The sequence below is a fragment of the Aquimarina agarilytica ZC1 genome, from assembly GCF_000255455.1.
GTDB classification, from domain to species: Bacteria; Bacteroidota; Bacteroidia; order Flavobacteriales; family Flavobacteriaceae; genus Aquimarina; species Aquimarina agarilytica.
In genome coordinates this window covers 1-16,678 of the sequence record NZ_JH621277.1, presented here as the reverse complement: position 1 = coordinate 16,678, position 16,678 = coordinate 1, and the positions used below count along the sequence as shown (strand labels likewise).

Sequence of the window (16,678 nt, the reverse complement as noted above, 5' to 3'; positions counted from 1 at the left end):
GAACTCCATACTACAGATTGATCGGTTGCATCAATAGGGCTAATGTTTGTACTTAAAATCGCTAATTGCCCTTTTTCCACATCAAGTGTAGCTGGTATCACGTTTATTCCAGTAACATTAACTGATTTAGGAGCTTTTACTGTAGTTGTTCTGCCTGGTGATTTACTAAAATCCCACACAATCATATTAGCAACAGTAATTTCCCCAACATGATGAAAATCAACTTTTATAATATTATCCTTTTTTACTAAATTAGATGGAATTGGAATTTCTAATGTCCCAAAATACTTTGCTCTATTTTGTCTTGTTCCTCTCCAATCCAAAGGTGTTTTAACTTCTTCCCCATTCACGGTTAATTTGTCAATTGATAAAAATCCTTCTTTATCATCTGCATCATCAAATAAGGCTCCTGTTAATTTTAGCATCACTTCTGCATTAGCTGATACATTTACTCCATTGATTTCAAATGTACTATCTGCCCCACCAACTTCAATACGATGTGGTTCTGAGCCACCACTCACACTTTCACCATAATATTTAGTTTCAACTGAAGTTTGATCAATAGTAACTGAATTAGCAAATTCATATTTTAAAATCATAGTTCCATCTGCAGCTAGTTGAACTGCTTCTGGTGCAGAATTAGAAGTATTATTTGACAATGTAATATCTTGTTCTCCTTGCAAAAACAAATGCTTAATGTTTACACTTTCAATAGCATTACTAGTTGCATCAAAAAAGTTAAGATTCACATTGGTAGCTTCATCCTCTAAATTATTTAATATAAGATAAGCAGTCTTACCATCAACATAACAGTCAACTTGTACATCTGGGTCAGTTGATTGTGTATCTACTCTTGTCCCTTTTACATCCGACCATAATTGATACCACTTAATATAATCTGTCCATACCCAATCATCACCTTGTTGTTCTAACATTCTATAGTGATAATCATGTCCTGTGGCAGCTTTCCACCATTCTGCTTTTATGGGTGTAAATGGCAGTGTTTTTTGGATATAATCTGGTCGCTCTAAAAACTGCATCATCATGGAGTTGAAAGGTTTTAAATTTTCCCAATCATAACGTCTTTCATGTGGTAATTCTTCCCAAGCTCCTTGTACTGCTCCATACTCTGAAATAATTATGGGTTTTCTATTTGCTTTTCCATTCTTGTATACATCATACCATTCAATCATTTCTAGCATAGCCTCGGTATGTCCTCCTGCTCTATTCGCACCTCCATCGGCATTATAAATAGGCCAATCGTATACATGCACCGAATAAAAATCCATGTTTTTACCCGCATTATCCATAAAACCTTTCCACAATACATCCCATTGTGTCCAAGGTCCATCTACATCTAAATATGCCGATTCAGTTTGTTTCCTTGCATGTGCTTTAGCAATTTCATCTTCGGCCGTGTTTCCGTAAAGCGCATCGGTATAGCCTACAGTTCTAAATCTATTTAAATCTCTATCAAAAAAATCATGCAAGCCCCAAGTCATTCCCCCTATTTTTGGAGCTCGACTTCCCATACGCTCTTTAACTCCTTTGGCAACTAAATTATGATATTCCCATAAATCCTCCCAGTTTGTTACCATGAATTGTCCCGTATTCATTAACATATCAGGCTCATTAATTATTTCCCAATATTCTGGTAATAACTCTCCTTCTTTAGTTAAAGAATCTACAAAAAAATGATCTAAATATTCGACCATCCATTCTGCAGATGTTTCTATATCCTGTGGAATCCATTGTTGTCCGTCACCACCGCTAATAAAATTGTAACTAAGTGTTGGATAGGTTGGATGAGGGTTCGTTCCCATAATCATTCCAGTCGAACGAGGTTCATATTGTTTAACATCTTCAATAGTACCTTCATACTGTGTTAACCATCTTGCTCCAAAATCTCTTAGCTCCTTAATATCAGGACGATTTAATCTGTCCGGATCGCCCGGAGTGGCTTGGAATTTCCATGATGCGGACCCATTATCTCGGCCTAAATAAACATCCAGGTCATTTAACAAATAGTCTATTTTATCTTCTTCGCCAATCCAATCTGGTTCCGACAATGCTGCATGTAAAGTAATATGACGCTCCCGCCCAAAATCGGAAACACCTCCGACTGAATGCTTTATATTTAAGTTAACATCAACATTTGCATTTTGAGCAGAACCGTATTGCCAAGCAAGTAACGATAAAACAATCCCTAAGGGTTTGTTCAAATTAATTTTCATAATAAATTAGTGTTTAGTTTTACTAAGTAATTTTGGACTTATAGTTATATATTTTAAATTTCAGACAACTTCTTACATAAATAAAGAGTAAAAAACTCTCTACTCTTATACATAATAATTAAAACACTCATCGAAAAAATTAATCACTTTTACTTATTTATATAGTTTTCACTTACAATCAGTATAGATATACCTATACCTATAATCTAACGCTTCATGTTTGATTCAAATTTAATTTTTTAGCCTCTGTTTAAATAGAAAGAATAGTCTTACGTATCTATTATATATCTGTGTATACACATTTTTTTATTTATATAATCCCTATCACATAGCAATTATTTAAAACAAAAAAGCAGGAAAGAAAACTTTCCTGCTTTAAATAATCTCACACTAAATAATCTACATTATTTAGAACTAAAGTACTATTAATGTGTCACCACTATTCTCTGTACTTTTTGTGTACCATTACCAATAATTTTTACCATGTAAATACCATTACTTAATGATTCTATATTCACATTTGTTGTTGATTTCAAATTAACTTCATTTACAACTCTTCCATTCAAATCATAAATAATAGCACTATCAAATCCATCAACAGCTACAAAATTTAATTGATCAGCTACTGGGTTAGGATATACATTAACACTTGCTAATTCATCACTAGATGAAATTATTTTTGCACCTAATCCCGTTCTAAGAGTTACTTTATCTAAATTCCACTGCCAAACATTACTTCCGCTTGCAAGAATAACTATATCATGAGTACCCGCAGATAAATTTACAGTACTACTTGCTACTAAAGGACTAAAACTATTCCATTGTCCATTATTAGGAACATTATCAGTAGAAACAACATTACCATCAACTGATAATTGAATTTGTGCATTATCTGATGGTGTAGAAATTAAATACTCAATTGTATAAACACCTGCTTGTTGTACATTAATTGTATGTGCTGTAAAATCACCAGAATTCACATAATTTATATTATTCCCTGCTACATTAACTCCTAATCCTGGACCACCAGCAAATGCATCATTAAATGTTCCTCCTGTATTATTAAAGTTTTCTGCTTCAATCACAATTGTTGCATTACCTGTATTCGGAGGTGTACCTCCACCACCAGAACCTTCAGTTCCGTTTACAATCAATTCTTTTACGTGTAAAAAGTTAGAACCTGCTAACTGTACACGTACATACCTACCCGTTCTATTCGCTTGGATAGTTGTTGGTGACCCACCATTTCCAGATGTAAAAAAGTTACCTACTCCCGATTGATTAATCGTAGTATTTAAGTTTTTTGATGTAAAAGGTGTGTCCGATACTAATACATGAAAATTATTTAAACGACCTTGGCAACAATCTGTTCTGTTATATACATTAATTGTTGTTATATCAGATACAGAACCTAAATCAACTTCTAACCAAGCATTTTGATCATTTTCAGTATGGTTAAAATTATCAGCTCCATTCGTGTTTCCATCTACAGCAAGTGATGCTGGAAAACGATTTAAATAATTACTTGATTGCGTAGCTGGTTTGTTTAACGCAATATTATTACCAGGCACAGGATCTATGGGATCAATAGGGTCTATTGGACCAGGACCTCCTTGACCATCAACTAAAGTAAATGTATGTACCCAGTCAACTCTCATTGTATTAATACTATCATCTCTTAAATGAGCTCTTACAGCAGCACCTCCTAAAAAGTTTTCATCTGCAGTCCATAAATCCCACACAAGATTCAATTCTCTAGAAAATCTAATTTCTGGATAGTTTCTACCACCTCTATCTTGACCTACTACTACACTACCAGCTTCTTCACCATCAAGATAAAAAGTCATATTTTTGGCATCTTTCCACCATACACCTACAGTATGATATTCTTCATTCCATCTGACACCTCTTTTCGGATTGTTAGCTGATAAGTTTCTATTATCAAAATTATCTGCATTACGTACAGTAAAACCATTTGTAGCTTGGAAGTACTGAGAATTCATTTGCCATGGGAAATTAGGCTGACATCCACAGCTTGGTCTTGAGTTGTTTTCTATAACATCAATTTCATCTCTATCATTAATATCTCCATTATTTAGCCAAAATGTATTATAAGCCGATAAATGTGCTGTAATTATCCTACTCTCCGTATACATCGGGTATTTAATCTGAGCGTTAGAATAAATTCTTGAACTATGGAAATAAGTTGGATTTGGACCTTCGGTTGCTTTTATCCATAAGTTTCCATTAGATACTCCTGAATTTTCAGCTACCATTAAGGTTGGCGTATTTGGGTATTGCCAAAGTTCTTTCCTCCACTTTACAGTATCAAAACCGTTATTAAATTCATCTGTCATTTCTGGTACTACTTCCCATCTTTTTCCTTGAGGAGGAGCTGGCTGAGCATAAGCAGTATAAGCTGAGCTAAGTAGTATAGCAGCTGCTATACCTTTTTTTAAATAATTCATGTTGTTTAGTTTAATTTTAATTTAGAAGAAACAGAAGTGTATTAAATAAATACACTTCTGTTTTGATTATATATTTAATCTGTTTTAATAAGGATTAATGCTGTACGACTATTTTATGAACTTCTTTCTTAAGAACTCCATTTAATTGTACCATATAAATCCCATTACTTAATTGACTTAAATTAACATTAGAATTTAATGTTAAATCAATTTCTAAAACTTTAGATCCATTAAGACTATAAATAACTGCCGTATCAAAATTATCTACATTACTGAAGTTTAATTCAGATACTACAGGGTTTGGAAATAATTTTGCTTGGTTTACTCCTACACTAGCCGATAATGCTTTTGCACCTGTTCCAGTTTGTAAAGTAATCTTATCCAAATTCCATTGCCATTGGTTACTTCCTGAAGCATTCAATCTTATGGTATGTGAACCTGCAGATAAATTTACAGTACTACTTGAATTTAATGGTCCGAAACTATCCCACGCACCATTGTTTGGTACATTATCAGTAGCTACCGTTACGCCATCTAATACAAATTGAATCTGTGCATTATCGGAAGGAGTTGAAATCATATATTCTATAGAATATACTCCAGCAGTTGCAACGTTAATGTTATAGGTTGCAAAATCACCAGCATTCACATAGTTGATATTTGCACCTGCATCATTAACACCTAAGCCAGGACCACCAGCAAAAGCATCATTAAAAGTACCACCAGTTGTATCGAAATCCTCTGCTTCAATAACTAAAGTGTCATTTCCACCGCCTGGACCTCCACCGTTTCCAGTAGTTCCATTAACAACTAATTCTTTTACATGTAAAAAGTTTGTTCCTGATAATTGCACACGAACAAATCTTCCTGTTCTGTTAACATTCAATGTTGTTGGAGATCCTGCCTGACCTGAGGTAAAGAAATTACCAACACCAGATTGGTTTATTGTAGTATTCAAATTAGTCGAAGCAAATGGTGTATCCGAAACAAACACATGGAAATTACTTAGACGATTGATACAGCAATTTGTTCTATTATATACCTCAATTGTTGTAATATCAGATACTACTCCTAAATCAACTTGTAACCATGCATTTGTATCATTTTCTGTATGGTTAAAGTTATTATTTGCTAAACTTCCGTCAACAGCAGCTGCTGCAGAAAAGTTATTATTATTCAAATAAGTGCTTGAATGTGTAGCTGGTTTATTTAAAGCTAGGTTTTGACCTACGCTTCCACCTCCGCCACTTGTTACGGTTACATTAGTAGTATCGGTAAAGTTGCCATCATTTGTAGTTGCAGTTATTATTGCAGTTCCATTATTTACACCTGTTACTACTCCAGAACTATTTACTGTAGCTACATTAGTATTGTTCGAACTCCAAACCACTGCTTGGTTGGATGCATTTTGCGGAACTATACCTGCAGTTAAATTTCCAGTTTGACCTTCGCTTATACTTAATGAAGCTGGTGTAACATTTACTCCCGTCACACTTATCGTTTGATTTCCTCCATCATTCACAGTTACATTTGTTGTATCCGTAAAGTTTCCATCGTTAGTAGTGGCTGTAATTATTGCATTTCCATTATTCACACCTGTTACAACTCCTGAACTATTTACAGTAGCTACATTAGTATTATTTGAACTCCATACTACTCCTTTATTTGTAGCATTCTGTGGCAATACATTAGCCGTTAATGTTCCTGTTTGACCTTCATCGATTGTTAAAGTAGCTGGTGTAACATTTACCCCTGTTGCGTCAACAATTACCACTTCATCTCCTGGGTTTGATCTTCCTGGTGTTTTACTAAAGTCCCAAGTTAACAGATTCACAATATTAACTTCTCCTACGTGTTGAAAGTCAACAACAATTGTATTGTTTCTTTGTACTAAACTAGCTGGAACTGGTATTTCTAAAGCTCCAAACCATTTTGATCTAAATTGTTGCTCTCCTCTCCAATCAAATGGCACATCTACTTCAACTCCGTTGAATGTAAATTTATTTAATGATAAAAATCCATTTTCAGTTTGTGGTGCATCAAAAAGAGTTGCCGTTATTTTAACCATAGCTTCAGCTTGGTTTGGATTAGATGGCACATCTACATTATTAACAAAAAATGTATTATCTCCTCCTTGAATATTTACTCTCTGATTATCACTTACAGGTTCTCCATAAAACTTATTCTCAACAGAAGTTTCATTAACCGCAACTGCATTAGGGAATGTATACTTCAATATCATTGTTGCTTCAGGATTCACTGTAACTGAAGATGGAATATTGTTTGTAGTATTGTCAGACAATACAATATCTCTAACACCTTCTAAATATAAATGCTTAATTCTAACACTTGAAGGGTTGTTATTATTATCCTCAAAGAAGTTTAAGTTAATTGTTGTAGCTTCTTCTTGCAGGTTATTTAAAATCAAATAAGCTACATTACCATCAACATAACTATCTACTTGAATATCTGGGTCCGATGACATCGTATCTACTCTTGTACCATCAACATCATCCCATAATTCATACCATTTTACTAACTCACTACGTTCCCATTCACCATCACCATCATCATCACGAAGCGTTTTGTAGTGATATACAACCTCTGGAATACCATCTCCATTATTATCGATGTCCCTAAACTGAGCTTTCAATAAATGGAATGGCATTGATAATTCAATATAATCTGGTCTTTCTAAAAACTGCATCATCATGGCACTAAAAGGCTTCAAGTTTTCCCAATCATAACGCGTATCATGCGGCATTGGATCCCATGCATTTGCTACTGCACCATATTCAGAAATAATTACTGGCTTTCTATTATTCTTTCCGTTTTTGTAAACATCATACCATTCTAACATTTCTAAAGTTGCCTCAACATGACCTCCAGATCTTCTTTGTCCACCTTGATTTTGATAAAGTGGCCAATCATAAAAGTGTACTGAGTAGAAATCCATATTTTCCCCAGCTCTATCTAAGAACTCTTTCCAAATTACATCCCACTGATACCAATCTACATCACTTGGCAATGCAAATAGAGGCGTATCAACTTGACTTCTAGCATAAGCTACTGCCACCTGATCGGCTGGTGTATTTCCATAAAAATTTGCTACGTAATTAGGATCTCTAAATCTAGAAAAACCATCACCTCTAAAAAGGTCATGTAACCCCCATGTCATCCCTCCAATCTTTGGAGCTCTGCTTCCTAATTTCTCTTTGATCCCTTTTGCTACAAGGTTATGGTATTCCATAACATCTTCCCAACTAGACATCATAAATTGACCTGTATTCAATTCAAAATCAGGCTCATTTATTACTTCCCAATATTCTGGTATTTCGACTCCATCTTGACTTGCATTTTCAACAAAAAATTCTTCTAAATACTGAACCATCCATGCGGCAGAAGTTTCAATATCTTGTGGTATCCAAATAAATCCATTTTCACGCCCCCAAGCTGAACCATTTAAACCATCATCAAAATAAGATAAGGTTGGATATGTTGGATGAGCATTAGTTCCCATAATTGCTCCTTTACCTTGCTTTTCTTTAAAAGGTAGTAAACCTCTGTCTGTAATTCGTCGCTGATATTCACCCTTCCAAAAATTCAATAATACTGTTAAACTGTCTGGGTCGTGATGATTTCTATTATTTTCATCTTCAGGTGTGAACTGGTGTAAGAAAGATGCAATTCCATTGTCACGCCCTAACTGAATATCCAGTTCATTAAACAAATAGTCAGCTTGATCCAATTCATCCTCCCAAGCATTTTCATAAAGACTGGCATGCATGGTAATGTGCCTGTCTCTACCAAAATCAGAAATTCCACCAACGGAATGCCTAATATTTAAATTTACATCGACATTTGCACTTTGAGCTATCGCAAAATGACCTGTCAGCAAAAGGAGTCCTGCTCCTATTGCACTTTTTAATCGCAATCTCATAATCAATTAAGTTTAAGTTGTTATTAATCTGTTTAGTTTCTTTAATTGTGTTGTGTATAGGTACATTGTAAAAAAATTTGTTTTCCCAATTCATTAAACAAAATCTGTACTTATATCATTTTTAACCCTACAATCAAAACTTACATTTCGTATCCTAAAACTAGTTTTCTTACTTATTCAAAAAAAACAGCTACACTATCCTTACAAAATGCATGATTTATTGAGCTAAATCGTTATATTTTATTCGGATAAAGATATTGATAAAAATCATATAAAAATGTTAAAATTTTACACTAGCCACTTTATTTCAATCATTTAAACACAAATACCAAAAAAAAACAAATACAAAAAGTAAGAAAACGTATTCGTTGTAAGAGATTTTTTTATTGTAAAAAATTACCTAGGTACTATAAATAAAGACTACAACAGAACTCTTGTAAGAAAAAAGAACATATTTTTTTCACTACAAAAAAACAAAAAATGTACTCCTTTAATTATAAAATAATTATGATTTGTTTATATTAAGAATTGTTTCAATATAGATATCGGATGCATTGCAATTCTTTTAGTGCCATCTTTAATTTGATGCCTGCAACTTATTCCTGTTGCTGAAATACATGTTTGAGTAGTAGTTTTTCTTATTTTAGGAAATAAGGATAACTCTCCCATTTGCATGCTTACATCATAGTGTTCTTTTTCATAGCCAAATGAACCCGCCATTCCACAACAACCTGCTGTTATGATACTCACCTTGCTATTCTTAGGTAAATTGATGATTTTAAAACTAGCCGATGTATTTGATAATGATTTTTGATGACAGTGTATATGTAATTTTGTTGTTAAGCTTTTTTCAGAAAACTGATCCGAAGTAATATTTCCTTTATCAATTTCTTTAGCAATAAACTCATCAATTAATAGCACATTTGTAGATAGCTTTGCTGCAGCAGCTTTATCATCAGCTAATCGTATATATTCATCTCTAAAACTCAAAATCGCAGATGGCTCAATACCTACAAGTGGTATTTCAGAAGAAACTTTATCTTTAAAAAGCTTTACATTCTCATTAACTACCTTTTTAGCCTCATCCAAAAAACCCTTTGATATTAAGGCTCTACCACTTTGTTTATGGGGTAGAAAGTGAATTTTATAATTTAGAGCAGTAAGTAATTCAACTACGTCTTTTCCTAATTGATTATCTTGATAATTGATAAACTCATCAACAAACAGGTATAGTTCTTTTACAGGTGAAGTAACTACTCTAGTTTCTAAAAATGAAGTTAACCAAACTGTTAATGCTTGATTACTTATTACAGGAAGCCTACGTTTTTCTGCTATTCCCAAAATGCTTTTTAATATACCAGACGTAAACGTATTTGTAAAAACAAAATTAGATAACGTAGCTGTTTTTGATGCTATCCTATTTAATGAATCATTATAAGCAAACACTTTATCACGCAAAACTATACTATTGGATTTATTGTATTGATATAAAAATTCCGCTTTAAGCGATGCTATATCAACATTTGAAGGACATTCACTTGCACATGCCTTACAACTCACGCATAAATCAAATACTTGTTTCAACTCGGCACTATTAAACTTATTTTGTTGGTCCGAATGGGTTAATACCTCACGTAATACATTGGCTCTTGCTCTAGTAGTATCTTTTTCATTTTTTGTAGCTCTATAACTGGGACACATAACACCTCCTGCTTCAACTGACTTTCGACAATCCCCACTACCATTACACTTTTCTGCAACACGTAAAATTCCTTGAGAATCTGAAAAATCTAATTCTGTTGTAATCTTAGGCTCCTCTCTATCCTTTACATAACGTAAATTCTCATCCATAACTAAAGGATCAATAATCTTCCCTTGATTAAAAATACCTTTAGGATCAAAAGCTTTTTTTAGATGCTTTAATAATTCATAATTGGGTATTCCAATCATTTCTGGAATATAAGTGGAACGTACAATACCATCACCATGTTCCCCACTCATGGAACCTTTATATTTTTTTACCAAATGGGCTACAGCATCGGTAATTTCTTTAAAAAGTGTAACATCCTTCCCTTTTTTTAAATCTAGAATAGGCCGCAAATGAATTTCACCAGCTCCAGCGTGTGCATAATATACAGCATCTTGTCCAAAACCTTCCATAAGTGCAGTAAACTCATCAATGTATGCCGATAAATCTCCTATCGCCACAGCAGTATCTTCAATACAAGCTACGGCTTTTCGGTCTCCAACCATATTTCCTAATAATCCTAATCCTGCTTTACGGAGTTCTAGCGCTTTATCAATATCTGTTGCATATAATACTGGCAAAGCATAACTTAAATCTGAGTCCTTTAATGTGTCTAATAAACTTTCTATTTGTAATGATAATTCTTGATCAGTTTCTGCACGCAATTCCAACATTAAAATTGCTTTTGGATCCCCTTCAACAAAAAACCTATTTTTAGATTGTTCAATATTATTTTTTGTACAATCTAAAATAGTTTTATCCATCATTTCACAAGTATACAATGGATGTTTCATTACAGGTTCCACGGCTTTCATACATAATGATATACTTTCGAAATGAGCAGCAATCATGGCAGATTTTACTGGAGGCAAATCATCTAATTGCAACGTGATTTCTGTACTAAACGCTAAAGTTCCTTCACTTCCCGATAGGATATCACATAAATTAATTTCCTTTTCTTTTCCAAAAAATGAATTCTTCAAAAGTACATCCAATGCATAACCTGTATTTCTGCGGTGTATTTCTGGTTTAGGGTAGTTTTCTATAATCTGATCCTGATGTTCTTTTTTTTCTAAAATGCTATTTATTGTTTTGTAAATAACCCCTTCTTGATCATCCTGTGTAAGCTTTTCATAAAAATCCTCTTTAGAAATAGCCGAAAAAACCACCTCTTCCCCATCCGATAATATGGTTTTTAATGAAATCAATTTATCACGAGTCACTCCATATTTAATACTAGTGGTTCCACTACTATTATTCCCTACCATACCCCCTATCATACATCGGTTAGATGTGGATGTATTGGGACCAAAAAACAATCCATAAGGTGCCAAGTATCTATTTAAATCATCGCGTATTACTCCAGGTTCAACTGTAACTGTCTTTTTTTTGGTATCTAATGCGATTATTTTTGTTAAATACTTGGATACATCAACTATTATACCCTCTCCTACACATTGCCCGGCAAGAGAAGTACCTGCTGTTCTTGGTATAACATTAAGTTGATTTTTAGTAGCAAATTTTATGAGCTCTTGAATATCTTTAGCATTTTTAGGAAATACCACTGCCATTGGTAATTTACGATACACTGAGGCATCGGTAGCATAAATCATTTTAGTAAGTTTATCATATTGTAGCTCACCATCTATGCTAGTTTGTAATGCTTCCCAATCTATTGTATTTCCTTGTACGCTCATAGGTACAAATATATTGATTTAGTCTCGTAAATTATTTCACTAAATCCTAAAGCATAAAGGTGGGTATTAACTATATTTTCTAATTCATCTACTCCCAAATAGTCTATTAGGTTATTCCCTTTTATAATCAAAAACCTCAAACTCAATTTGCCCACCCAAACACTAAGCATTAAATTTGCATTCCATTTACAAGTACCCTAAAAAGCGCAAATGCAAAGACCTAATTACAAAAAAGCACTCTACCACCCTATATTTAATATTATACGAAAAGCAAATGCTATACTTGGTTTAGAAAGTTATGTTATAGGAGGCTTTGTTCGCGATTTTTTACTTAAACGAGGAAATGCAAAAGATATTGATATTGTTGCCGTAGGTAGTGGTATTGAATTGGCTTTGAAAGTATCTGAATTATTACCTAACAAACCTAAAGTACAAGTTTTTAAAACTTATGGGACTGCAATGTTACGATACCAAGACATTGAAATTGAATTTGTTGGTGCTCGCAAAGAATCATATAACGAAGATAGTCGTAATCCTATTGTTGAAAATGGGACATTACAAGATGATCAGAATCGTAGGGACTTTACCATAAATGCCCTTGCTCTTTCATTAAATGAGGAGACTTATGGAGACTTACTTGATCCTTTTGGAGGAATTAAAGATTTGGACAAAAAAATTATTCGAACACCTTTAGCGCCAGGTATTACTTATTCTGATGATCCATTACGTATGATGCGGGCTATTCGCTTTGCTACGCAATTAAACTTTAAAATTGAAAAAGCATCATTAGATGCCATAAAAGAGCATAATGAACGTATTAAAATTATTACAAAAGAACGCATTGTTGTTGAATTAAATAAAATTTTAAGTAGCCCCGTTCCTTCCATTGGATTTTTATTGTTAGAAAAAACGGGATTACTACAATATATTTTACCTGAACTTACCGATTTAAAAGGTATTGACGAAGTTGAAGGTCAACGCCATAAAGATAATTTTTATCATACTCTCGAAGTAGTAGATAATATAGCCTTAAACACAGATAACGTATGGTTACGCTGGGCTGCTTTATTACATGATATAGGAAAAGCTCCTACTAAAAAATTCAGTAAAAAAGTTGGATGGACTTTCCATGGACATGAATTTATTGGTTCAAAAATGGTTTTTAAATTATTTAAAAGACTCAAATTACCATTAAACGAAAAAATGAAGTTTGTTCAAAAAATGGTTCTTATGAGTTCGCGTCCCATAGTTATTGCCTCTAACGTAACAGATTCTGCAGTAAGGCGATTAGTTTTTGATGCAGGTGATACCATTGATGATTTAATGACTCTATGCGAAGCAGATATCACTACAAAAAACCCTAAGCGGTTTAAAAAGTATCATAACAACTTTAAAATAGTACGACAAAAAATTGTTGATGTTGAAGAACGTGATCATATCAGAAACTTTCAACCTCCTGTAAGTGGCGAAGAAATTATAAAAACATTCAACCTTAAACCTTCAAAAGAAATTGGGATCATTAAAGAAGCCATTAAAGAAGCGATCTTAGAGGGTGAAATTGAAAACGAACATGCTGTAGCTTATCAATTTATGCTAAAAAAAGGAGCTGAACTAGGCTTAAAAGCTGTTAACTAATTCAAAAAAATGAATATCGATCGTATTTTTAAAAAAACACTCCGCGTAGCTATTGTTTTAGTTTACATTGTTATTATAGCCGGTGCTGTTGTTCGCATGACAGGTTCTGGAATGGGATGTCCAGACTGGCCAAAATGTTTCGGCTACCTTATTCCTCCTACTCAAAAAGCACAATTAGAGTGGCAACCAAATCACAACTACCAAAAAGGGCAAGTTATTATCAAAAATGAAGCCTTACGTGTTGTTAAAAATGATTTTATATCCGTAACCAATTATAACGAGAATAATTGGACTTCCTACCAAAAACATGACTACGCCATTTTTAACCCTGTACATACTTGGGTCGAATACATTAATCGATTAGCTACTGTTCTTTTTGGGATACCAATACTTTTACTAGTAATATTTAGTTTTTCTTTTTGGAAAAAAAATAAAGCAATTACTATACTCGCCCTAGCATCACTATTTAGTGTCGCCTTTGAAGCATGGCTTGGTAAAATTGTAGTTGATACTAACCTACTCCCCATTAAAATTACCTTACATGTACTCTTTGTATTTTTTATACTCGCGTTTTTATTAGCCCTACAATTTATAAGTTCAGAAAAAAATGAATCATTATTCATAAATAAAAGCATCAAGTACTTAGGCGTGTTAACTATTATTTTAACCTTAACCCAAGTAATACTCGGTACACAAGTGCGTCAATTTGTAGATCACCAAATGACTGATTTTAATTATGAATTGCAAGAAAACTGGTTAACAAGTCCTCCCTTTATTTTTTACATTCATAGGTCCTTTTCTATTTTACTTGTAGTAACTAATTTAATCTGGATATACCTCTATCGTAAACAAATTGGGAAACTCAATATATTAAAATGGGTAGGTATTTTTATTATTTTAGAAGTATGTACTGGAATGGTATTGTATTATTTAGATTTTCCATTTTTATCGCAACCTCTGCATTTACTTTTAGGCAGCTTGCTCTTTAGTGTTCAATTTTACGCAGTTTTACAACAATTCTATAACAAAACTTTGGTCCATAAATAGTGCTACAGCTTGTAATAAAAAATATTCTCACAAGGATAAATACATGTCAAACATAGAAAAAAGTACCTATTAAATTAAAAAATGTTATAAATATTAAACTTAGATAAAAAAGCTCCCCTTCATCTTCGTATATTTGCAGACTAAATTTTTGCTACCATGATTTACCGTTTCCGAATAATTTTAGACATAGAAGAAGACGTTTTTAGAGACATTGAAATTGAAAAAACGGCTACTGCCGAAGAATTTCATAATAGCATAACACAAGCTTTTGGTTTTGATGGTACAGAAATGGCTTCCTTTTACATTAGTAATGACCAATGGGATCAAGGTGAAGAAATTTCTTTATTTGATATGAGTGATGGAAGTTCTCCTGTAAGATTAATGAATGAAACATCTTTAGAGGATATAACTAGCGAAAAACAAACTCGCTTATTATATGTCTATGATTTTTTAAGCATGTGGACATTTATGGTAGAACTTGCCGAAATTGCAACACCCGAAGCAGGTAGAACATATCCTAATTTAATGTTTGCTCATGGTGAACTACCAGATAGTGCTCCCGATAAAAATTTTGAATCTGAATCTCTTGATTTTAATGACCTTGAGGGGGAATTTGAGGATGATTTAAATATTGATGATTATGATAACCTTGGTTTTGAAGAACATTGGAACTAACATTACTATTAAAAAGTATTTTCTAATACCAAAATCAATTAGAAAATAGAATTATTTATAACTTTTATACTGCTCTAAAAAATGATCAATTTATATAGTACGCAAATAGAATCCCTTTCGGTACATCGTATTGGTAATAAAAGTAGAAATGAAAATCTTTTTTTATCAGGTACTCCATATCAGTTAAATGATGAACTTAATTCATTGTTAAAGGAATATTTTTTTAAACCCTTTAGAGAAAAAGAAGAAAACTATTTTCAATTCACTAATGAAGCGGATATTGAATTTAATCCTTTATACAAAATAGTCGCCCAAATTTTTGAAGATCCTAGTACTGCTCATGAACAGTCTAAAAGAATAGGAAACTTATTATTTGAACAATCACAACATCCGCACATTAAAAGTGGGGAACTTTATGTAGCCTATTTAGAAAATTGTTTAATTGACAATGAAAAAGTAAATGCCCTAGGTATATTTAAATCCGAGCTTAAACATGATTTCCTTCAATTTCAAGAAAAAGAAAGTAATTTAGATATCCTACTACAACAAGGAGTATCCTTAAATAAGCTTGATAAAGGTTGTTTAATTTTTAACACTAAAAAAGAAGAAGGTTATCGAATATTATCCGTTGATTCAAATAAGTATGACACAAAATATTGGCTTGAACATTTTTTAGGTGTAGAACCTTTTGCAGACAGTAATTTTCATACAAAAAAATACATCAAGTTTTGTCAGGATTTTGCCAAAGATGTTGTCCTACCTGCCGAAGATAAAAAGGAGCAAGTAATGTTTATGAATAGAGCCGTTAATCATTTTGCTAAAAACGATGATTTTGAAGAAACTGCTTTTTTAAATGATGTTATTGAAAACCCAGAACTTATTCCTGAATTTAAGCATTACAAAACCGAAAAAGCACCAAAATATCAAATAGAAGATTTAACCGAATTTCCGATAGCTAATAATGCCGTATCGGATGCTCGTAAAAAGATAAAAAATGTAATTAATTTAGACACGAATGTCCAAATTAAAATGGATTTTATAAATCCTGAATCCGCAGAAAAATTTGTAGAAAAAGGCTGGGACGAAGAAAAGCAAATGTATTATTACCTAGTTTATTTTAATAAAGAACAAAAGGATTAAATTTTTAAATCCTTGTCTTAAACACCAAAAAAGGGAGGCGCATTCAGAATACTCAAAACCCTTGTAAATACGAGGGTTTTGTCGTAAATTAATGT

At 33.0% G+C, this 16,678-nt stretch carries 8 protein-coding genes; 4 read left to right on the top strand and 4 right to left on the bottom strand.

Going from position 1 to position 16,678, the window contains the following annotated elements:
• The 4 genes from KQA_RS19015 to KQA_RS0214315 all read right to left on the bottom strand — a co-directional run.
• Nucleotides 1-2,234: hypothetical protein (locus tag KQA_RS19015; RefSeq protein WP_010182125.1), on the bottom strand; the 2,234-nt coding region annotated here is incomplete at its 3' end.
• 425 nt (nt 2,235-2,659) lie between these two features.
• Nucleotides 2,660-4,702, bottom strand: a complete 2,043-nt coding sequence (locus KQA_RS19010; protein ID WP_010182124.1) for a galactose-binding domain-containing protein — start codon at nt 4,700-4,702, stop codon at nt 2,660-2,662.
• A 94-nt stretch (nt 4,703-4,796) separates the two neighbouring features.
• Complete coding sequence (locus KQA_RS0214320) at nt 4,797-8,642, bottom strand: Ig-like domain-containing protein (protein ID WP_010182123.1); 3,846 nt, start codon at nt 8,640-8,642, stop codon at nt 4,797-4,799.
• Between the two features lie 516 nt (nt 8,643-9,158).
• Entirely contained in the window at nt 9,159-12,086 is a 2,928-nt protein-coding gene (locus tag KQA_RS0214315) for an FAD-binding and (Fe-S)-binding domain-containing protein (protein ID WP_010182122.1), read from the bottom strand.
• A 210-nt stretch (nt 12,087-12,296) separates the two neighbouring features.
• Between KQA_RS0214315 and KQA_RS0214305 the strand changes: the two genes are divergently transcribed.
• The 4 genes from KQA_RS0214305 (at nt 12,297) to KQA_RS0214290 (ending at nt 16,583) form a co-directional block, all read left to right on the top strand.
• Nucleotides 12,297-13,721 (top strand): CCA tRNA nucleotidyltransferase, encoded by a 1,425-nt coding sequence (locus KQA_RS0214305; RefSeq protein WP_010182121.1) that lies wholly within the window; start codon nt 12,297-12,299, stop codon nt 13,719-13,721.
• A gap of 9 nt (nt 13,722-13,730) precedes the next feature.
• Entirely contained in the window at nt 13,731-14,768 is a 1,038-nt protein-coding gene (locus KQA_RS0214300; protein WP_010182120.1) for a COX15/CtaA family protein, read from the top strand.
• 156 nt (nt 14,769-14,924) lie between these two features.
• On the top strand, nt 14,925-15,443 hold the full coding sequence (locus KQA_RS0214295) for an IS1096 element passenger TnpR family protein (protein ID WP_010182119.1): 519 nt from the start codon (nt 14,925-14,927) through the stop codon (nt 15,441-15,443).
• A gap of 81 nt (nt 15,444-15,524) precedes the next feature.
• Entirely contained in the window at nt 15,525-16,583 is a 1,059-nt protein-coding gene (locus KQA_RS0214290; protein ID WP_010182117.1) for a nucleoid-associated protein, read from the top strand.
• Nucleotides 16,584-16,678: the final 95 nt, after the last annotated feature.

Bases quoted from the DNA above. Each gene is read 5' to 3' on its own strand.
- KQA_RS19010 (WP_010182124.1), bottom strand. From the start codon at position 4,702: ATGAATTATTTAAAAAAAGGTATAGCAGCTGCTATACTACTTAGCTCA.
- KQA_RS0214320 (WP_010182123.1), bottom strand. From the start codon at position 8,642: ATGAGATTGCGATTAAAAAGTGCAATAGGAGCAGGACTCCTTTTGCTG.
- KQA_RS0214315 (WP_010182122.1), bottom strand. From the start codon at position 12,086: ATGAGCGTACAAGGAAATACAATAGATTGGGAAGCATTACAAACTAGC.
- KQA_RS0214305 (WP_010182121.1), top strand. From the start codon at position 12,297: ATGCAAAGACCTAATTACAAAAAAGCACTCTACCACCCTATATTTAAT.
- KQA_RS0214300 (WP_010182120.1), top strand. From the start codon at position 13,731: ATGAATATCGATCGTATTTTTAAAAAAACACTCCGCGTAGCTATTGTT.
- KQA_RS0214295 (WP_010182119.1), top strand. From the start codon at position 14,925: ATGATTTACCGTTTCCGAATAATTTTAGACATAGAAGAAGACGTTTTT.
- KQA_RS0214290 (WP_010182117.1), top strand. From the start codon at position 15,525: ATGATCAATTTATATAGTACGCAAATAGAATCCCTTTCGGTACATCGT.